The 18,577-nt window shown below is 73.1% G+C and carries 17 protein-coding genes; 7 read left to right on the forward strand and 10 right to left on the reverse strand.

The window, feature by feature from the left end; genetic code table 11:
• Positions 1–15: 15 nt before the first annotated feature.
• Positions 16–1,176 (forward strand): cystathionine gamma-synthase, encoded by a 1,161-nt coding sequence (locus ACFYYR_RS27080; RefSeq protein ID WP_388858828.1) that lies wholly within the window; start codon positions 16–18, stop codon positions 1,174–1,176.
• Positions 1,177–1,449: 273 nt separating this feature from the next.
• Here ACFYYR_RS27080 and ACFYYR_RS27085 read toward each other — a convergent pair whose 3' ends face one another.
• Genes ACFYYR_RS27085 through ACFYYR_RS27095 form a run of 3 tightly spaced genes read right to left on the reverse strand, consistent with a single transcriptional unit; the run spans position 1,450 to position 2,898 of the window.
• A complete protein-coding gene (locus tag ACFYYR_RS27085) occupies positions 1,450–1,701 on the reverse strand; it encodes a hypothetical protein (protein ID WP_388858831.1) in 252 nt (83 codons plus the stop codon).
• The gene (locus tag ACFYYR_RS27090; RefSeq protein WP_388858834.1) at positions 1,698–2,330 is read right to left on the reverse strand and encodes a sigma factor-like helix-turn-helix DNA-binding protein; all 633 of its coding nucleotides are present in this window, start codon (positions 2,328–2,330) and stop codon (positions 1,698–1,700) included. Before ACFYYR_RS27090 ends, ACFYYR_RS27085 begins: the two co-directional genes overlap by 4 nt.
• Positions 2,331–2,373: 43 nt before the next feature.
• On the reverse strand, positions 2,374–2,898 hold the full coding sequence (locus ACFYYR_RS27095; RefSeq protein WP_388859333.1) for a MarR family winged helix-turn-helix transcriptional regulator: 525 nt from the start codon (positions 2,896–2,898) through the stop codon (positions 2,374–2,376).
• A gap of 159 nt (positions 2,899–3,057) precedes the next feature.
• Here ACFYYR_RS27095 and ilvA point away from each other — a divergent pair, with 159 nt between their 5' ends.
• The 3 genes from ilvA (at position 3,058) to ACFYYR_RS27110 (ending at position 6,774) form a co-directional block, all read left to right on the forward strand.
• Positions 3,058–4,308 carry a threonine ammonia-lyase gene (ilvA, locus tag ACFYYR_RS27100; protein ID WP_388858837.1) on the forward strand — a complete coding sequence of 417 codons (1,251 nt, stop codon included), beginning with the start codon at positions 3,058–3,060 and terminating at the stop codon, positions 4,306–4,308.
• A 460-nt stretch (positions 4,309–4,768) separates the two neighbouring features.
• A complete protein-coding gene (locus ACFYYR_RS27105; protein ID WP_388858840.1) occupies positions 4,769–5,917 on the forward strand; it encodes an ATP-binding cassette domain-containing protein in 1,149 nt (382 codons plus the stop codon).
• Entirely contained in the window at positions 5,914–6,774 is an 861-nt protein-coding gene (locus ACFYYR_RS27110; RefSeq protein ID WP_388858843.1) for an ABC transporter permease, read from the forward strand. The genes ACFYYR_RS27105 and ACFYYR_RS27110 overlap by 4 nt, the downstream gene beginning before the upstream one ends.
• Before the next feature lie 216 nt (positions 6,775–6,990).
• Here ACFYYR_RS27110 and greA read toward each other — a convergent pair whose 3' ends face one another.
• Positions 6,991–7,488, reverse strand: coding sequence for a transcription elongation factor GreA (gene greA / locus ACFYYR_RS27115; protein ID WP_351515510.1), 498 nt, complete (start codon positions 7,486–7,488; stop codon positions 6,991–6,993).
• 232 nt (positions 7,489–7,720) lie between these two features.
• The gene (locus ACFYYR_RS27120) at positions 7,721–8,134 is read right to left on the reverse strand and encodes a DUF4307 domain-containing protein (protein ID WP_388858846.1); all 414 of its coding nucleotides are present in this window, start codon (positions 8,132–8,134) and stop codon (positions 7,721–7,723) included.
• 125 nt (positions 8,135–8,259) lie between these two features.
• Between ACFYYR_RS27120 and mca the strand changes: the two genes are divergently transcribed.
• Together mca and ACFYYR_RS27130 are read left to right on the forward strand one after the other, a co-directional pair.
• Positions 8,260–9,132, forward strand: coding sequence for a mycothiol conjugate amidase Mca (mca, locus tag ACFYYR_RS27125; protein WP_388858849.1), 873 nt, complete (start codon positions 8,260–8,262; stop codon positions 9,130–9,132).
• Positions 9,133–9,136: 4 nt separating this feature from the next.
• Positions 9,137–9,427 carry a hypothetical protein gene (locus tag ACFYYR_RS27130; protein WP_388858852.1) on the forward strand — a complete coding sequence of 97 codons (291 nt, stop codon included), beginning with the start codon at positions 9,137–9,139 and terminating at the stop codon, positions 9,425–9,427.
• Positions 9,428–9,772: 345 nt separating this feature from the next.
• Here ACFYYR_RS27130 and ACFYYR_RS27135 read toward each other — a convergent pair whose 3' ends face one another.
• Both ACFYYR_RS27135 and ACFYYR_RS27140 read right to left on the reverse strand, forming a co-directional pair.
• A complete protein-coding gene (locus ACFYYR_RS27135; protein ID WP_388858855.1) occupies positions 9,773–13,069 on the reverse strand; it encodes a tetratricopeptide repeat protein in 3,297 nt (1,098 codons plus the stop codon).
• 302 nt (positions 13,070–13,371) lie between these two features.
• Positions 13,372–14,094: an SDR family oxidoreductase gene (locus ACFYYR_RS27140; RefSeq protein ID WP_388858858.1), complete on the reverse strand. Its 723-nt coding sequence runs from the start codon at positions 14,092–14,094 to the stop codon at positions 13,372–13,374.
• Between the two features lie 145 nt (positions 14,095–14,239).
• On the opposite strand from ACFYYR_RS27140, the gene ACFYYR_RS27145 reads away from it, so the two are divergent.
• Positions 14,240–15,211: a helix-turn-helix domain-containing protein gene (locus tag ACFYYR_RS27145; protein WP_388858861.1), complete on the forward strand. Its 972-nt coding sequence runs from the start codon at positions 14,240–14,242 to the stop codon at positions 15,209–15,211.
• A 60-nt stretch (positions 15,212–15,271) separates the two neighbouring features.
• On the opposite strand, the gene ACFYYR_RS27150 is transcribed toward ACFYYR_RS27145, so the two are convergent.
• From ACFYYR_RS27150 to ACFYYR_RS27160, 3 genes are all read right to left on the reverse strand, one after another.
• Complete coding sequence (locus ACFYYR_RS27150; protein WP_388858864.1) at positions 15,272–16,294, reverse strand: ornithine cyclodeaminase family protein; 1,023 nt, start codon at positions 16,292–16,294, stop codon at positions 15,272–15,274.
• 93 nt (positions 16,295–16,387) lie between these two features.
• Positions 16,388–17,614 (reverse strand): PucR family transcriptional regulator, encoded by a 1,227-nt coding sequence (locus ACFYYR_RS27155; protein ID WP_388858867.1) that lies wholly within the window; start codon positions 17,612–17,614, stop codon positions 16,388–16,390.
• Between the two features lie 156 nt (positions 17,615–17,770).
• Complete coding sequence (locus ACFYYR_RS27160) at positions 17,771–18,562, reverse strand: SDR family NAD(P)-dependent oxidoreductase (protein ID WP_388858870.1); 792 nt, start codon at positions 18,560–18,562, stop codon at positions 17,771–17,773.
• Positions 18,563–18,577: the final 15 nt, after the last annotated feature.

Consider the following 18,577-nt stretch of genomic DNA (forward strand, 5'->3'; position numbering starts at 1 on the left):
CTACTCTCGGGCCTCATGAGTGACGAGCACCAGCACGCACACCAGAGCTTCGAGACCCGCGCCATCCATGCGGGCAACACGGCCGACCCGCTCACCGGCGCGGTCGTGCCGCCGATCTACCAAGTGTCCACGTACAAGCAGGACGGGGTCGGCGGGCTGCGGGGCGGCTACGAGTACAGCCGTTCCGCCAACCCGACCCGTACCGCGCTCGAGGAGAACCTCGCCGCGCTGGAGAGCGGACGGCGCGGGCTGGCCTTCGCCTCGGGGCTCGCCGCCGAGGACTGCCTGCTGCGCGCGCTCCTGGTGCCGGGCGACCACGTGGTCATCCCGAACGACGCCTACGGCGGAACGTTCCGGCTCTTCGCGAAGGTCGTGGAGCGCTGGGGCGTGGAGTGGTCGGTGGCCGACACCTCCGACGCGGCGTCCGTCCGGGCCGCGGTCACGCCCCGCACGAAGCTCATCTGGGTCGAGACGCCCAGCAACCCGCTCCTCGGCATCACCGACATCGCCGCCGTCGCCGAGGTGGCGCACGCCGCCGGGGCGCGGCTCGTCGTCGACAACACCTTCGCCAGCCCGTACCTCCAGCAGCCGCTCGCGCTCGGTGCGGACATCGTCGTGCACTCCATGACCAAGTACATGGGCGGGCACTCCGACGTGGTCGGCGGCGCCCTGGTGGTGAACGACGACGCACTCGGCGAGGAGCTCGCCTTCCACCAGAACGCGATGGGCGCCGTCGCCGGGCCCTTCGACTCCTGGCTGGTGCTGCGCGGGATCAAGACCCTCGCGGTCCGGATGGACCGTCACAGCCTGAACGCCGGGCGCATCGCGGAGATGCTGGTCTCCCACCCCAAGGTGACCCAGGTCTACTACCCGGGGCTGCCGGACCACCCCGGGCACGAGGTCGCCGCGAAGCAGATGCGCGGCTTCGGCGGCATGGTGTCGTTCCGGGTCGAGGGCGGCGAGGAGGCGGCGGTCGAGGTCTGCAACCGGGCCCGGCTGTTCACCCTCGGCGAGTCCCTCGGCGGCGTGGAGTCGCTGATCGAGCACCCGGGCCGGATGACGCACGCCTCGGTGGCGGGCTCGGCGCTGGAGGTGCCGGCGGACCTGGTGCGGCTGTCGGTCGGCATCGAGGCGGTCGACGACCAGCTGGCGGACCTGACCCGCGCCCTGGGCTGACCCCGTACCGGGACGGTTCCTGCTGGTCCGGCTCTCGCTGGGACGGTCCCTGCTGGGCCGATTCCTGCCGGGGTGACCCCGCGCGGGGTCACCCCGGGCCGGCTCCTGAGGGCCTCGGCGGGCTCGTGCATACGACGGCACGGGCCCGCTTGCCGTATCCGGGGGCGGGCCGGATCACCGTCCTCGGGCCGGATCGCCCACCTTGGGCCGGATCACCCCTCCTCGGGCCGGAGCACCGCTCTCGGGCCGACGGCCGGCCGGCCTCCAACGGGCCTACCAGCCGTCCAACGGCGGTGTGGTGTCGGCCGGCGGCACGAGCCATGGCTCCGCCACGGCCGCCCACACCGCGAAGGCCAGGGCGGCCGCCAGCAGCAGGACCCACCCGGCGGTCCGTACCGCCCGGTGCCGGCCGTGGATGCGCTGTCCGCGCTGGACGGCCCGTGCCGCGAGGTCCGGCGGCACGGCGGGATGAGGCCCTTCGAGCATCCGGCGGACCTCGTCCTCCTTGCGGTCGGGAAGGCTCATCGCGCCGACACCCCCGGGGGCGCGCCGCCGTCGGGGTGCCGGTCCGCCGCGGCCGCCGATGCCGCCGTCGCGCCGGGCGGTCCGGCCCCCGGAGCCCGGGCTCCGAGCGGCGTGGCACCACCCGGCGCGGCTCCGGGTGGCGCGGCCCCGCGCGGTGCCGGACCGGGCGGGGCCGGTCCGCGCGGAACGGATCCGCCGGGGGAGGCGGCGCGGCTGCGCAGGGCGGTCATCGAGCGCAGGCAGATGGCACGGACCCGCTCGACGGGGAGGCCGAGCCGGGCGGCGGTCTGTTCCTCGGGCACCCCCTCGTAGAGCCGCAGCACCAGCACGAGGCGTTCGCGCGGGGTGAGCCCGCCGAGCACGCCGTCGTGGACCCGTCGGTGGTGCCAGGCGCCATGGGCGAAGCGGCCGATGAGCTCCTGCCGCGTGCGGTCGTACGGATCCTCGCCGTGCAGCCGGTCCCACCCCGCATAGGTGCGCGCGAGCGCGGCCGTCAGCAGGCGCTCGGCGGCGTCCCGGTCGCCGGTGAGCAGCATGGCGGCATGCAGCAGCCGGCCGGCCGCACCCGCGACGAACGCCTCGAATTCCCGGGCCCGGCGGCGCTCCTGTGCTGCTCGCCGCTCTCGCACCGCGCCTCCTGAGCCTCCATGGGACGGCAGCCGGTGCGCGCGGTCAAGAGGCGGGGGCCTCCGGGTCGGCGGGCGGCAGATGAGCCGCGGCCTGCCGGGCGGAGAGCGAGCCGTTGAAGCGGGTGAGCAGGGCGCAGAAGATCTCCCGCTCCTCCTCGGTCCAGCCCTCCGTGACCAGGGCCATCAGCTGCCGCCGCGAGGAGCGGACCTCGTCCAGCCGGGCCTTGCCGCGCGGCGAGAGCTGGAGGACGACGGCCCGGCCGTCCTCGGGGTGCGACGTGCGCTTGACCAGGCCGGTGTCCACGAGCGGCGCGACCTGCCGGGTGACCGTCGAGGAGTCGATGCCCATCCCCGCGGCGAGCGCCTTGACCCCCATCGGACCCTCCCGGTCCAGGCGGTTGAGCAGCAGGTAGGCGGCACGGTCCATGGAATTGCGGACCTGGCCGACGCCGCCGAGCCTGGTCTGCTCCGCGCGCCGTGCGAACACGGCGACCTGGTGCTGCAGCGCTTCGAGGAGACCGCTGTCCGCAGGCCCCTCCTGGCCGGAGGGCGGCGGAGCAGTCGTCATGTCCGGAGTCGTCGGCATGGCCTGAGCTCACTTCGTGGGAATCGGGCTGTGGATGCGCACAGGGTACGCGGCCCGGGCCCGGGCCGGAGCAGCACGGGACAAACCGGTGGACGGGTCCTCCGGCGGCCGGGTCCGACCGGAACTGCGAAACTTGGCCACATGGCTGAAAACCATGGGGTGGGTGCCCGCCCGGAGCCCCTCGATCTGTCCGAGATCACGGTCGACGAGGTGCGTGCGGCGCACAAAATGCTCACCGGGGTGGCCCGGGTGACCGCCATGGAGGGCAGCCGGCATCTCAGCCAGCTGGTGGGTGACCCGGTCCACCTGAAGTGCGAGAACCTCCAGCGGACCGGCTCCTTCAAGGTACGCGGTGCGTATGTGCGGATCGCCGGACTGAGCGCCGAGGAGCGGGCGGCGGGCGTGGTGGCCGCAAGTGCCGGGAACCACGCGCAGGGCGTCGCCCTCGCCGCCTCCCTGCTGGGCGTGGCCTCGACGGTCTTCATGCCGGTGGGCGCCCCCCTGCCGAAGATCGCGGCGACCCGTGAGTACGGCGCCGACGTGCGGATGCACGGCCATGTCGTCGACGAGACGCTGGAGGCGGCGCAGGAGCACGCGCGGGCGACCGGCGCGGTCTTCATCCACCCGTTCGACCACCGGGACGTGGTGGCGGGTCAGGGCACGGTCGGGCTGGAGATCCTGGAGCAGTGCCCCGAGGTCCGGACGATCGTCGTCGGCATCGGCGGCGGCGGGCTGGCGGCCGGGATGGCGGTGGCCGTGAAGGCGCTGCGGCCGGACGTGCGGCTGGTGGGCGTGCAGGCGGAGGGGGCCGCCGCCTACCCGCCCTCGCTGGCGGCGGGGCGCCCGGTGTCGCTGGAGACCATGGCGACCATGGCCGACGGCATCAAGGTCGGACGCCCGGGGGACGTGCCGTTCAAAATCGTTGGCGATCTCGTGGACGAGGTTCGTACGGTCTCCGAGGACGAGCTCTCCAGCGCGCTGCTGCTCTGCCTGGAGCGGGCGAAGCTCGTGGTGGAGCCGGCCGGGGCGAGCCCGGTGGCGGCGCTGCTGTCGCAGCCGGACTCCTTCGACGGGCCGGTGGTCGGGGTGCTGTCCGGCGGGAACGTCGACCCGTTGCTGCTCCAGCGCATTCTGCGGCACGGCATGGCGGCGGCGGGCCGGTACCTGTCGCTGCGGCTGCGGCTGACGGACCGACCGGGGGCGCTGGCCACTCTGCTCGGAGTGCTGTCGCAGGGGGACGTCAATGTGCTCGACGTGAGCCACGTCCGGACCGATGCACGGCTGCGGCTGACGGAGGCCGAGGTGGAACTGCAGTTGGAGACGAGGGGGCCCGAGCACTGTGTCGAGGTGCGGGCCGCGCTGCGCAAGGCGGGCTACATCGTGATGACGTGACGCCGCGCAAGGCGTTGCCGCAGGTCATGACCCTGCCGTGACTGCCGTGCCCCTGCTGTGACTGCCGTGCCCCTGCAGGGACTGCCGTGCCCTGCCGTGACGTGGCAGGGCTGAGCCGCTGGCAGGGCTGAGCCGCCGAGCCTGGTGTGCTCCCCGCCGCGCTGTCCTCGCGGTTTCCATACGGGCCCCGCCCCTCCGGGCGCAACGCATCGCGGTCGCGGGGCGGGGTGCGGAAAGGGGCCCGGATGCAGCTCGCTTCCGCGAAGGGCCGCGGATGCGGGGACCGCAAAACCCTTGACGCGATATATCGCGTTAGCTGTACAGTCGTGCTCCTCCACGTGCGACCCGACTTCGCATCGGGACAGAACCGGCATACGTAACGGCGCCGCCGTCGTCTCCGATGTCCCTGATCTCCGCTGAACCACCCAAGCTGAACAACCCAAGACTGTGGGAGAACTTCATGCCAGGTGCCATTTACGCCGAGGGTCTCGTCAAGACCTTCGGTGAGGTGAGGGCTCTGGACGGCGTCGACCTCGATGTCCCCGAGGGCACCGTGCTGGGCCTGCTCGGCCCGAACGGGGCGGGCAAGACGACCGCCGTGCGCGTGCTCACCACCCTGCTGCGGCCCGACAGCGGAAAGGCGTTCGTGGCCGGGGTGGACGTCCTCGAGCGCCCCAACGACGTCCGCCGCTCGATAGGTCTCTCCGGCCAGTTCGCCGCCGTCGACGAGTACCTCACGGGCCGTGAGAACCTCCAGATGGTCGGCAGGCTCTACCAGCTGTCCGCGCGCGCCGCGAAGGCCCGCGCGAGCGAGCTGCTCGAACGCTTCAACCTCGCCGAGGCCGGGGACCGCCCCGCCAAGACGTACTCCGGCGGCATGCGGCGCCGTCTCGACCTCGCGGCCGCGCTGGTCATCAGTCCGCCGGTGATGTTCATGGACGAGCCGACCACCGGACTCGACCCGCGCAACCGCCAGGCCCTGTGGGAGGTCATCCAGGAACTGGTGGCCGGTGGCACGACCCTGCTGCTGACCACCCAGTACCTGGAGGAGGCCGACCACCTCGCCCACGACATCTGCGTCGTCGACCACGGCAGGGTCATCGCGCGCGGCACGTCCGACCAGCTCAAGGCCCGGACCGGCGGTGAGCGGGTGGAGATCGTCGCCCATCGCCGGGACCAGCTCCGGGACGCGGCCGAGATCCTCGGCGGCTTCGGCAAGGGCGAGGTCGGCGTGGAGGAGCACACCCGCAAGGTCACCGTCCCGGTCACCGGCGGCGCCAAGCTGCTCGCGGAGGTCATCCGCGAATTCGACGCCCGGGGCGTCGAGATCGACGACGTCGGTCTCCGCAGGCCGACCCTCGACGACGTGTTCATCTCACTGACCGGCCACGCGGCGGAGGACGGTGACGCCGCGCGGGACGGAGGCGCCGCGCAGGACGGAGACGGCGGCTCGCCGGACGGAACCGGCGGGTCCGGTGCGGCCCGGTCCTCCGCAACCCAGTCCTCCACGGCCCGGTCGTCCACCACCCAGCCGTCCACCACCCAGCCGTCCACATCGCAGCCGTCCGCCACCCGGCAGACCTCGACGCAGCAGGAGGCACACCAGTGAGCGCCGTCACCGACACGGCTCCCCGCGCCACGGCGCCGCAGCCCGGCGGAGCCATCGGCCAGTCCGTCCGGGACTCGCTGGTGGTGGCGAAGCGGAACCTGATCCGTATGGCCCGGATCCCGGAAGTGGTCATCTTCGGGCTCATTCAGCCGATCATGTTCGTGGTGCTGTTCAGCTATGTCTTCGGCGGGTCCATCGCGATCGCCGGCACCGTTTCACCCGAGGAGTACCGCGCCTTCCTCATGGCCGGGATCTTCGCCCAGACCGTCACCTTCGCCACCGCCGGTTCGGGCGCGGGCATCGCGGACGACATGCAGAAGGGCCTCATCGACCGGTTCCGGTCGCTGCCCATGGCGCGGGGCGCCGTACTGACCGGCCGGACGCTGGCCGACCTCGTACAGACCGCGCTCACCCTGGTGGTGCTGGCGATCGTCGCGCTCCTCGTCGGATGGCGGATCGAGGACGGCATCCTCGGTGCGCTCGCCGGCTTCGGCCTGCTGCTCCTGCTCGGCTACGCCTTCTCCTGGATCGGCGCCCTGATCGGCCTGGTCGTGCGGACCCCGGAGGCGGCGACATCGGGCGGTCTGATCTGGCTGTTCCCGCTGACGTTCATCTCGAACGCCTTCGTGCCGTCCGAGAACATGCCGGGCTTCCTGCGGCACATCGCCGAGTGGAACCCGTTCAGTGCCACGGTGCAGGCCTGCCGTGAGCTCTTCGGCAACCTCCCGGCGAACTACCACGCGGCGGACGCCTGGCCGATGCAGCACCCGGTGGTCGCGTCGGCACTCTGGTCGGTCCTGATCATCGTGGTCTTCCGGACCCTGGCCGTCCGGAAGTACCGCTCGGCCACGGCCTGACACCGCTCAGTACCGCTCGGCCACGGCCTGACACCGCTCAGCAGCGGTCGGGACCGGCCGGTCCCCGGACCCGTTTCACGGGCCGGGGCCGTCGCCGCCCCGGATCCACGGATTCGGTACGGCGGCGGGCCGGGCCGACGGCGCAGGACACGGCGAGGCCCCCGGCGCTCCGGCGCCGGGGGCCTCGTTTCCGTCCGCGGGGCGGCGCGAGCGCGCTCAGCCCTGGTACGGCTTGGCCTCGAGGATCTTCACCGATGCCTTGCGGCCGTTCGGCAGCTCGTACTCCGCGTCGTCGCCGACCTTCTTGTCGAGGACGCCGCTGCCCAGCGGGGACTGCGGGGAGTAGGTCTCGATGTCCGAGCTGGCGTACTCGCGCGAGGCGAGCAGGAAGGTGAGGGTGTCGTCCGGGTCGCCGTCGAAGGCGATGGTGACGACGGTGCCGGGGGCGACCACGCCGGTCGCGGCGGGGGCCTCTCCGACCTTCGCGTGCTCCAGCAGCTGGGTCAGCTGGCGGACCCGGAGCTCCTGCTTGCCCTGCTCCTCCTTGGCGGCGTGGTACCCACCGTTCTCCCGCAGGTCACCCTCTTCCCGGGCCGCCGCGATCTTCGTGGCGATCTCGGTACGTGCGGGACCCGACAGGTACTCCAGCTCGGCCTTCAGCTGGTCGTACGCCTCCTGGGTCAGCCAGGTGACGTTGTCGCTGGTCTGGGTCACAGGTGCTCCTCGTCGGTACTGGGGATACAAAGCAACGCCCTACCCGGAGGGTTGCGCCTTCACCGGTGGGCGAAACCACGAGCCTAACAATTCCCTAGGAAAAGGGGGAGGAGGAAACGGTGAAAATCGCGTCAATGCAGGTCAGGCCGGGTGGGTGGCCGGTGCTCCGAGCCCGCGCGCCCGCTCGCTGCGGAGGGGGCGGAACGGAGGGTGCCCGGGCGGTCCCGTGGTGTCAGCCGGAGGTCGCGGACGGCGTGCAGTCGACCAGTTCCGTGGCCGTGGCACGCCCCGTCGTCCGGATGGTCGCGACCTTGTCCACGCGGCTCCGGCGCTCCTCGAAGCGGATGTCCTTGCGGCCCACCTCGCTGCCGTCCTCGGCCAGTGAGCGGACCGTGCAGACACCGTCCGTGTGCGTGTCCTTACGGACCTCGAGGTGGACCTCGACGGCCGAGTCCGTGACGACCTTGGACTTGATCACTTCGCCGCTGACGGCCTCGCCCGCGATGTAGGAGAAGCCCGACCAGCCGATCACCGCGAGCAGCGCCGTGCCCAGCACCGCGCCGACGATCTTCAGGGTGCGGTCGGCGCGGGCGTCGGCGGAGCGGCCGTACCGCCCCTCCGGCAGCTCTGCGCGCGTGCCGCTCATGTTCGTTCCTCCCGCGATGTGGACCGCGGAATTTACGGCCCGTCGTTTCGGTCACTATAGAAGGCGCCCTCGCCAACCGTGGGAGAGGGCTGCGACCCATGACTTCAGGATCCGAGGATCGAGTCTTGACCGAGCAACTGCGATTGATGGCGGTCCACGCCCACCCCGACGACGAGTCGAGCAAGGGCGCGGCGACCATGGCCAAGTACGTGTCCGAGGGGGTGGACGTGCTGGTCGCGACCTGCACGGGCGGTGAGCGCGGCTCCATCCTCAATCCCAAGCTGCAGGGCGACCCCTACATCGAGGAACACATCCACGAGGTGCGGGCCAAGGAAATGGACGAGGCCCGGCAGATCCTGGGCGTCAAACAGTCCTGGCTGGGTTACGTGGACTCCGGGCTTCCGGAGGGGGACCCGCTGCCGCCGCTGCCCGACGGGTGCTTCGCGCTCCAGGACGTCGACGAGGCGGCGGGCGCGCTGGTGAAGCTGATCCGTGAGTTCAAGCCGCACGTGGTCACCACGTACGACGAGAACGGCGGCTACCCGCACCCCGATCACATCATGACCCACAAGATCTCCATGGTGGCCTTCGATGCCGCGGGGGACCCGGAGAAGTACCCGGGGACCGGGGAACCGTGGCAGCCGCTGAAGCTCTACTACAACCAGGGCTTCAACCGGCCGCGGACCGTCGCCCTGCACGAGGCGCTTCTCGCCCGGGGCATGGAGTCGCCGTACGGAGAGTGGCTGAAGCGCTGGAAGGAGTTCGAGCGGGTCGAGCGGACGCTGACCACGCACGTTCCCTGCGCCGAGTTCTACCCGATCCGCGACAAGGCGCTGATCGCCCACGCCACGCAGATCGACCCCGACGGGGGCTGGTTCCGCGTGCCGATGGAGCTCCAGCAGGAGGTCTGGCCCACGGAGGAGTACGAGCTCGCGAAGTCGCTCGTGGACACCTCCCTCCCCGAGGACGACCTCTTCGCGGGCATCCGGGAGAATTGAGCGCATGACCTCTGCGACCACTCAGCTCGCCATGACGCATCTCGTCCCGCTCGCCAAGGAGCTGGACGAGAAAAAGGTGACGCCCGGCGTCCTCGGCTTCATCGTCTTCGCGCTCATCGGCGGAGCGGTGTGGCTGCTGATGAAGAGCATGAACAAGCAGTTCACGAAGATCGACTTCGAAGAGGCGCCCGCCGCCTCCGCCGCGGGTGCCTCCGCCGCGGGCGGCGCCGCCTCGGCGGAGCGCACGGCCGACGCCTCCTCCGGCGGGTCGAAGGGCAAGCCGAAGCAGGACTGACCGGCGGGTCGAAGGGCAAGCCGACGCAGGACTGACCGGCGGGTCGGGGGACGTGCCGGAGCGGGACTGACCGGCGGGTCGGGGGACGGGCCGGAGCAGGACCGGCCGGCCGGTCGGGCGGTGGGCGCGCCGGAGCAGGACCGGTCACCGCCCGGTCGGAGGACCGGTGGGCAGGGCTGCGCAAGACCGCCGCCGGCCCCGGCCTCCGGCGCCGGCCCGTGCCTCCTGCGCTTCATGCCAGGCCCGACAGCCCGGCCGTCGAGCCCGGCCGTCGAGCCCTGGCATCGGGACCGCGGCATCGGGACCGGGCGCCGAGCCGGCGCGTCCGGCCCGGCGGTGGTCGGGCTACGCCGGCCCCGGTTCCCGGCCAGCGGCTGCCACGGTCACGCCCATCACCTCCCGGGAGTGGCGGTTCGGAACCATGCCGAGCCGCCATGCCTGCCAGCCGGTCTCCGGTTCGACACCGCGCTCCAGGATCAGCGCGTACGCCTCCGCGCAGTCCTCCAGCTTCCCGTCGCGCATCGGATGCGCGTCCCGCAGCAGCTCGGCCAGCTCCTCCTGGGCCACCGCCGTGCCGACCACCGATCCGCCCGGCGACGCCAGCGGCAGCAGCGTGCAGCGCAGGAAGCGGGACCAGTCCTCACCGCGCCGGTCCCCGTACTCCACGAACAGCCGGCCCGCCTCCTCGGTGAGGTCCAGGGCCTGCGCGGAGCGGCCGTTGCCCGCGTCGATCACCGCGAGTTCGAGGCACGACCAGGCCTGGCCGTGAGCGACGCCCACCCGGTGGAAGTCCTGCCGGGCGTCCTGGAGGAGCTGCCGGGCGAACCCGCTGTTGAGCAGGCTCCCCGTCCGGGCCGCGCGCTGGTCACGGGTGACCCGGCCGGAGTGGTGCCGGGCGCAGGCCAGCCCGTAGGCGTCCCGCATGCGGCTGAACATCGTGCGGGCCCGCTCCAGCTCCCGGACCGCCTCGTCGTGCTCGCCCCGCTCCTCCAGGGCCTGGCCGAGGTAGTAGCGGGTCCACGCCTCGCCCCGGGCGTCCTCGTTGTCCGCGTGCCGCGACAGTGCCTGCCGAAGCTGGTCCGCCGCGGTGCCCGCGTCGCCGTCCACCAGCCGGGCCCGCGCCAGCTCCGTGAGCGCCCAGGCCTCGCCCCGGCCGTCACGGGTGCTGCCGTACTCCTCGAGGGCCTGCCGCAGCTCCCGCTCGGCGTCCGGGACGGCGCCCAGCCGCAGATGGACCTGGCCGAGCTGGAAGTGCGCCCACGCCTGACCGTGCACGCTCTCGCTGCGCCGGTGCAGCTCCAGCGCCGTGTGCAGCATCTCCAGGGCTTCCGCGACATGAGCCCGGTCGCGCTCCACCGCCGCCAGGGCGTGCAGCGTCCACGCCCGGTCACCACTCAGCTCCTCGCCGGTCTGCATGTCCAGGGCTTCCCGGAGCTTCGCCGCTGCCTCCGGCAGATTGCCCTGGTGGTGCAGGGTGATGCCGAGGTCCCGCAGCGCGCGGGCCGCGCCGGACGGGTGCTGGGCCTCGAAGTACAGATCCACCACGGACGACAGGGTCGTGCGGGCCTTGTCCAGCTCGCCGAGCTGGCGGGCCGCGACACCGGTGCGCCACTGCACCGACCGCACCAGCAGCCCCCGGTCGGCGGCCTTCGTCAGGTCGCTCAGCTCGCCGAGCCGGTAGAGGTCGCCGCGGAGCAGGCAGTAGTCGCACAGCGCGCCGAGCAGGTGCAGCACCGCCGACTGGTCCACGTCCTCCGCGTGCCGCAGAGCCGCCGTGATGAAGCTCGACTCGTCGTCCAGCCAGCGCAGCGCCGCGTCGAGCGAGGTGAAGCCGTGCGAGCCCGCGGGGCCGTGGGACACCAGGTCCGCCCGGGTCGACGTCCTGCCGTCCACCAGCCGGATCACCGAGTCCGCGAGCTCCGCGTAGCTGCGGATCAGGCGCTCCTGGGCCGCCGACCGCTCGGCCGGGTCCTCCTCGCCGACGAGCCGGGCGTGGGCGAAGCGGCGCACCAGGTCGTGCAGCCGGTAGCGGCTGCCGCGCACATGCTCGATCAGCCCGGCCCGGGACAGCGCGGTCAACTGCCGCACGGCCTCCTGCTCGTCGGTGGCGAGCAGCGCGGCGGCGGCCGCCGCGCCCAGGCTGGCCCGGCCCGCCAGGGACAGCCGGCGCAGCAGCCTGCGCGCGGCCTCCGGCTGGTCGGCGTAGCGCAGGCGCAGCGCCCGCTCGACCGGGTCCGCCCCGGCGCAGCCCGCCAGGTCGTCCGCCAGACCGCTCGGCGTCCGCCCGCCCAGCGCGGAACCGGCCACCCGCAGCGCCAGCGGCAGCCCGCCGCACAGCTCACGGATCCGGTCGCCCGCGGCCATGTCGTACGGCCCCGCCGACCGCTCCGCGACCGCCTTCAGCAACTCCTCGGCCCCGGCCGCCTCCAGCGGCTCCACCGCCAGCTGATGGACCCGGGCGGGGAACTCCGGCGGCAGGTCGAGCGGGGTGCGGGCGGTGACCAGCAGCAGGCTGTCCGAACGCTCCGGCAGCAGCACGCGCACCTGCTCCGGATCGGACGCGTCGTCGAGGACGACCGTGACGGGCAGCCCCGCCACATGCTGGTGGTACAGCTCGCTCAGCCGCTTGACCTGCTGCTCCGGGGAGGACCGCTCCCGGAAGAGCAGCTGTTCGCGGGGCGCGCCCAGCCGGTTGAGCAGATGCAGCAGGGCGTCCCGGGTGGGCAGCGGGGGCTCCTCGGTGCTGTCCCCGCGCAGGTCCACGACGCAGGCGCCGCGGAACTGGTCGCGCAGATGGTGCGCGGCCCGCACCGCCAGGGTGGTCCGGCCGGAGCCCGGCGCCCCGTGCAGCACCACCACCGTCGGCACCGTCTCCGTGCTCGCCCGGGACGCGTGCACCCACTGCGCGATCTGCAGCAGCTGGGTCCGGCGTCCCGCGAACGGGCCGTCCTCCTCCGGGAGATGACCGAAGGACTGCTGGAGGACGTTCCGCCGGAGCGCTGCCGCGCTCTTGTCGCCGCCGCGCAGCTGGGGTCCCCGGCCGGCGGAGGCGCCCTGGCCCCGCGCGGCGGGAATCCCGCCCCCGGTGTCCCGCCGTGTGGCCGCGGCGAGCATCCGCTGCTGGTCCAGGAACGGCCGGATCCCCCGCACCTCCAGTGCCGTCAGCCACTGCAGGCGCAACTGCTCCTCGCCGCCCGGTCTTCCGCGCAGGCCCGCCTGCCGACGGGCCGGCTGCCGGTGCCCTGCCGAGAGTCCCAGCACCGCGGCCGCGCCGCCCGCGACGGCCACCGCCGCACCGGCGGTCAGCGCCGTCCCGGCCGTGGTGCCCGATCCCAGGTCCGCACCGAACGCCGTCACCGCCGCCACCGCGGCCACCAGGGCCGGGGTGCCCAGCGCCCGGCGGGAGAGCCGTTCGCCGGGCGGCCGTTGACCGCCGGCCTCGTCCAACTCCCGCAGATACGCCGCGTACTCCTCGGCCGCCGACGCCGCCATGCCGTCCAGCGCCTCCCGGGCCCGGGCCAGCAGCACCGCCCCGTCCGTGCGGCCGCCGGAGCGCCGCACCTCCTCCTCGACGGCGCGGGCCAACAGCCGGTCCGCGTCCGCCCGGTGTCCCTCGCGCAGGACAGCCAGTGAGCCCGTCATGGGCCTCCCCCTCCACCAGTGGTCGTCGCTTACGGAAAGTCTTCCGCGTCTACGGGATTTCCGCGCACCCTGTGGATAACTCGCATGAACGGCCGGATGCGACAGGATGGGAGGCGTAGGGGAGGCGTCCGGCGCGCGGGCCCCGGAACGTCACGTGCCGTAGGGAGAGGGCATGGCCCGTGCGGACCACCGCTCGGGCGGCGGGCTCCACGCGGGAGGCGGCGACCGAGGAGCCCGGCTCCGGCCGGGGGACAGGGACAGCGGCCCCGTCGGGGCCGGCCGTCCCCGCGATGCCGCGCCGGTCAGCCCTCCTGGCCGGTGGCGGCGAGAACGATCTCGCGGATGGTGACGTTCTGCGGCTGGTGGTAGGCGTAGGCGATGGCCTCGGCCACGGACCGGCTGTCCAGGGCACCCCCGGCGGACTTCTTCCACTCCTCGTAGTCCTGCTTGATCTGCTCGTCGCCGGTGTGGGAGAGCAGTTCGGTCTCCACGGCGCCGGGGGCGATGGTCACCACGCGCACGCCGGAGGAGGCGACCTCCTCGCGCAGGTTCTCCGACATGGCGTGGACGGCGAACTTGGTGCCCACATAGGCGGTGTGGTTCGGGAAGGTCTTGCGGCCGGCGACGGAGCTGACGTTGATGATCGTCCCCGTGCCGCGGGCGAGCATGCCGGGAAGGACGGCACGGATGCCGTACAGCACGCCCTTGATGTTCAGGTCGATCATCCGGTCCCATTCCTCGGCACCCTGGTCCGCCAACCGGCTCAGGAGCATCGCCCCGGCGTTGTTGACGATCGCGTCCGCCGGCCCGAACCGCTCCTCGGCCTCGCGCACCGCGGCCTGGAGGGCGTCCCGGTCGGTGACGTCGACCTTGCGGCACAGGGTCTCGGGCAGACCGAGCTCCTCCAGCTTCTCCAGCCGGCGCGCGAGCAGCAGCAGCGGGTGACCCTGGGACGACAGGAGGCGGGCGGTGGCCGCGCCGATGCCGGAGCTGGCGCCGGTGATGACGATCAGGGGCTTGGACATGGTTGATCCCTCTCAAGAGCAGATGCGAACGGGGGGCTCCGTTCAGCAGACCATCACGGGGACCACGCCGGGCGCCGGGACGGGGGGCCTGTCAGGCCCCCCTTCCGCCGTGCCGCCGTGGCACGCGCCCGCCTAACCTGAGTGGATGAGCACGTCAGCGGGGCGTGAGCCCAACCTCGAGCTGCGCGACTTCCTGCGCTCGCGCCGGGCCCGGACCAGCCCCGACGAGGCCGGCCTGGGCCCGGACACCGGCCGCCGCCGGGTGCCGGGACTGCGCCGCGAGGAGGTGGCCCGGCTGGCCGGCATCAGCGTCGACTACTACGTGCGGCTGGAGCGCGGGCGCAGCGCGAACGCCTCCGCGCAGGTCCTGGACGCCATCGCCCGCGCGCTGCGCCTGGACGCGGCCGAGCACGCCCATCTGTTCGACCTGGCCTGCCCCCGGCCGGGCTCGGCCCGCCGCCGTGCGGTGCCGCCGCAGCGCGTGCGGCCCGGACTGCTGAGGCTCCTGGACTCCCTGTCCGACATCCCCGCGATGATCATGGGTCACCGGCTGGACGTGCTGGCCGCCAACCCCCTCGCCAAGGCCCTGTACACCGACTTCGACGCGCTGCCGCACCGCGACCGCAACCTCGCCCGGTTCATCTTCCTCGACCCCGCCGCCCGTGACCTGCTCGCCGACTGGGAGACCGCGGCCCGCGGCACGGTCGCCGTCCTGCGCCTGTACGCGGGACGCCACCCGCACGACCCCCGCCTGACCGAGCTGATCGGCGAGCTGTCCGTGCACGACGAGGACTTCCGCCAGTGGTGGGCCGACCACGACGTTCTCCAGTACACCCACGGCACCAAGCACTACCGGCACCCCGTCGTCGGCGAGCTGGCCCTCGACTACGAGACCCTCCCCCTGCCCGACGACCCGGACCAGGCCCTCTACCTCTACACCGCAGAACCCGACACCCCCTCCGCACACGCCCTGCGCCTGCTGGGCAGCTGGGCGGCGACGGACCCCACGGCCGGGCGGACGCCGCAGCCCGCGCCGGACACCGGGGCCACCGCCCGCCCCGGCCACCCGGACGACGCCGCCGGCACACCGCTCAGCGGCACCGGCCGCGACCGCTGACCTGCGGGCCCCGGCTCTCGCGCGCGGGACACGGCCCGGCATCCGCCGCCCGCCCGGAGGTCAGAGGGGAAGCCGCGACCCGACCCCGCGCTCCAGCGCGCGGTGCAGGATCGCGTGCCCCATCGCGACATCGCAGACGGCCATGCCGATGTTGCTGTTGACGATGATCTCGTCGGGGCTCTCCCGGCCGGGCTTCACCCCGGCCAGCACCTCGCCGGTCTCGGCGACGACCTCGGGCAGGCCGTCGGGGAAGTACCCCATCGATGCGAACAGCTCGTGCTCCTCGACGCTGTCGACGATGTACTTGTCGGCGCGCCGGGCCGTGCGGGGATCCCAGAAGGTGTTCAGGTCGCACGGGAGGATCGTCTGTCCGGCGGTGACCCACTCGTCCTTCACCACCGCGAGCGGTTCCCGCAGGATGACCGTCGCCGAGCTCAGCACTTCCGCGCTCTTGGTGACCGCCTCGGCCGACTCACCCTTGACGATCCGCACGTCCAGTTCGGGCTGCAGTTGCGCGATCAGGGCATCCGCGGCGGCCTCGTCGGTGTCGTGGACATGGACCGTCTCCAGCCCGGGCATCGCCAGGGCGGCGTAGCGGACGTGTTCCCTCCCCTGCACGCCACAGCCGAACATCCCGAACGTGGTGGCGCCGGGATGCAGTGCCGCGGCGGCCAGAACCGTCACCGCCGGGGTGCGCATCGCGGTCAGCCACGCCGAGTCCATGACGGCCAGCGGCACACCGGATTCCTCATCGTTGAGGACGAGCAGCCCGGTGGTCTGCGGAAGGCCGAACCTGCGCGGATTGTCCGGGTAGCACGCGATCCACTTCGCGCCCACGATCCCCGGCCCCGGCAAGTAGGCCGGCATGGCGTGGAAGAAGACGTTGTCGTACGGGTGGACACCGATCTTGGCCGGCATCTCGTAGCGGCGGTGTCCGTGCTCGACCAGGGCCCGGCGGGTCAGCTCGAGCAGGGTGTCCCGCGTCAGTTGCAGGTCTTCGACGTCCTGCCGGGACAGGTGGAGCAGCTCCGAGCCGAGCTTCAGATGGCCGGCGATGTGCTGTCGGTCCGTGGGGAAGGTCATGCGAGGTCCCTTCACGATCGATCCTCACCCGGGGCCGTCCTCCGGGTTCCGCGCAGTCTCCGGCCGCCCGGCCCCCGCGGGCATCGTCGCGTGTCAGGAACTTTCCCGCCGCCCTTCCTCTCCCCGTAGCAAAGCCGGGATGCCGCTGTCGAGGAGGCGCTGCATCTTCAGCCCCACATGCAGGGTCAGCCGGTCACGGCCGTTCTTCAGGTCCCACCCGGTCCTGTTCTCGACCTGGGCCAGCCGGTAGTAGAGCGTCGTCCGGTGAATCCTCAGCTGCTCGGACGCGGCCGCGGTGTCCCCGGCGGCGTCCAGGAACACCTCGGCGGTGCGGGCCAGGGAGTCGGTGCGTGCGACGGTGCCGAGACCGGCGATCCGCGGCGGTACCACCAGCTCCGGGGAGGTCATCGCGGCGAGCATGAGCGGGCCGTAGACGCCGGTGTCCCGCCAGGAGAGCACGGGTGGAAGCTCCGGCAGCTCGGTGGCGGCGAACGCCGCCAGCACTGCCTGGCGCAACAGATCAGGAGCCGCGTCGAGCCGGCCGGCGTTGCTCACACCGACGACGACACCGCCGCCTTCCGCATCCCGCTGCCGCACCCCCCGCCGCACCTCCTCGGCCCACCATGCAGCGGCCTGCCCGACCTCCTGCCGGCCGGTGACGAGGACCGCACCGCGACCCCGCACCGCGGCCGTGAGCACCCGGACCGGCGGCTCGTCGCGGCCGCCGGTGGCCTCCGCGATCACCGCGGCGACCGTCTCGGGGTCCGTGGCCTCCCCGGCCACGACGACCGCGACCTCGTCCTCCGCACCGACGAGCCCCTGGGCGGCCAGGTCCCGTGCGGCGCGAGCGGAGCCCTCGCCCCCGTTCAGGAGGTCGGTCGCCAGCGCCCGGCGCCGCTGCTCCTCCTCGCTCACCTGGACCGACCGCTCGCGAAGCCGCGCCGACAGCTGGACCACGCAGTCGCCCACCACCTCGTCGAAGCGCTCGGCGTGCGCGCCGATCAGCCACAGGTAGCCCAGCAGCCGTCCGTGGTCACGAATCGGATAGCAGCGTCGTTCCTTGAGTCCGAGACCCGGATGGGCGGGAATCGACCGGGGTGTGGCGGAGGTGGCGATGCCGAAGCCGTTGACGTACTCGGCAACGGGGGCCGGCAGCCGCCGGGACAGCACCACGCCGATACGGAGCCGGTCCTCGTCCCCGTAGTGACGGCTGCACACGATGAGGCGGCCGCGCTCGTCGTCCACGGCGACCGAATGCCGGATGCGGGCTGCGAGCGAGTCGACCAGCCGCTGGATCGCGTCGGTGCAGGGCAGGGCCACGGCGACTCCCGCTACGGATGAACGTCGTACACAGGTGCAACATAGCCCCTGCCGCCCGGTCGCCGCGCAGCGCACGGTCGGCCCCCGAACCGGCCGGAGCCGGCGGCCGCGAGGGCGCGGCCGCCGGTGACCTCCGGCGGAACCGGTGGCAGCCGGCTACCGCCGGTCCCGATGGGCCGCCGCGACCTGGTTGATGGTGCGCTCGGCACCGGAGCCGCGCTGTGCCTTCTCCGCGAAGCCGGGGAACTGCCCGGCGAGGGCGCTGAGCACCTTCAACTCCACCGGCGCGACATTGACTTCGCACAGATCGCGCTCGACGGCCCGGACCACTCCCGCCACCACCTGGTCCGGGGAGACCATGCGCACGCCGGGCGGCGGGGTGGCGCCCGTGGCGGCGAACATACCGACGTCGCGGACGGCGCCGGGCTGGACCAGCGACACCCCCACCCCCGTGCCGTGCAGGTCCTGGCGGAAGGAGAGCGCAAAGCCGCGCAGCCCGAACTTGGCCGCGCTGTAGAGCGAGGAGTACTTGGTGGCCGTCTTCCCGGAGATCGAGCCGACGAGGACGATGTGGCCCCGGCCCGCCTCGACCATCCGGGGCGCGAGCGCGCGGGCCAGCATGACGGGGGCGCGCAGATTCACCGTCAGCGCACGGTCGATCTGCTCGGGCGTGTAGTCGAGGAGATCGCCGGTGGAGGGCAGCGCGGCATTGGCGATCACGATGTCCGCGTCGCGGGCGGCCCGGGCGAGGTGGTCGACCTGGTCCGGGTCGGCGAGATCGGCGGTGACCGCCCGGGCGCCGAGTTCGTCGCCGAGCGCCTCCAAGGGCTCGGCCCGGCGCCCGGAGAGGATCAGCTCGGCCCCCTTGGCAGCCAAGTCGCGAGCAAGGGCCTGGCCGATGCCGCCGACGGCCCCGGTGAGGAGAACGGTGGATCCTGCGATGCGCATGGTGCGAGCCTCTCG

Origin of the sequence: Streptomyces sp. NPDC001922, from assembly GCF_042891165.1 — a bacterium.
GTDB lineage: Bacteria > Actinomycetota > Actinomycetes > Streptomycetales > Streptomycetaceae > Streptomyces.

Excerpts from the sequence above, each read along its gene's own strand:
- ACFYYR_RS27160 (WP_388858870.1), bottom strand. The coding sequence starts at position 18,562 with ATGCGCATCGCAGGATCCACCGTTCTCCTCACCGGGGCCGTCGGCGGC.
- ACFYYR_RS27105 (WP_388858840.1), top strand. The coding sequence starts at position 4,769 with ATGCCAGGTGCCATTTACGCCGAGGGTCTCGTCAAGACCTTCGGTGAG.
- ACFYYR_RS27140 (WP_388858858.1), bottom strand. The coding sequence starts at position 14,094 with ATGTCCAAGCCCCTGATCGTCATCACCGGCGCCAGCTCCGGCATCGGC.
- ACFYYR_RS27150 (WP_388858864.1), bottom strand. The coding sequence starts at position 16,294 with ATGACCTTCCCCACGGACCGACAGCACATCGCCGGCCATCTGAAGCTC.
- ACFYYR_RS27085 (WP_388858831.1), bottom strand. The coding sequence starts at position 1,701 with ATGAGCCTTCCCGACCGCAAGGAGGACGAGGTCCGCCGGATGCTCGAA.
- ACFYYR_RS27135 (WP_388858855.1), bottom strand. The coding sequence starts at position 13,069 with ATGACGGGCTCACTGGCTGTCCTGCGCGAGGGACACCGGGCGGACGCG.
- ACFYYR_RS27080 (WP_388858828.1), top strand. The coding sequence starts at position 16 with ATGAGTGACGAGCACCAGCACGCACACCAGAGCTTCGAGACCCGCGCC.
- ACFYYR_RS27095 (WP_388859333.1), bottom strand. The coding sequence starts at position 2,898 with ATGACGACTGCTCCGCCGCCCTCCGGCCAGGAGGGGCCTGCGGACAGC.
- ACFYYR_RS27145 (WP_388858861.1), top strand. The coding sequence starts at position 14,240 with ATGAGCACGTCAGCGGGGCGTGAGCCCAACCTCGAGCTGCGCGACTTC.
- ilvA (WP_388858837.1), top strand. The coding sequence starts at position 3,058 with ATGGCTGAAAACCATGGGGTGGGTGCCCGCCCGGAGCCCCTCGATCTG.
- ACFYYR_RS27120 (WP_388858846.1), bottom strand. The coding sequence starts at position 8,134 with ATGAGCGGCACGCGCGCAGAGCTGCCGGAGGGGCGGTACGGCCGCTCC.
- ACFYYR_RS27130 (WP_388858852.1), top strand. The coding sequence starts at position 9,137 with ATGACCTCTGCGACCACTCAGCTCGCCATGACGCATCTCGTCCCGCTC.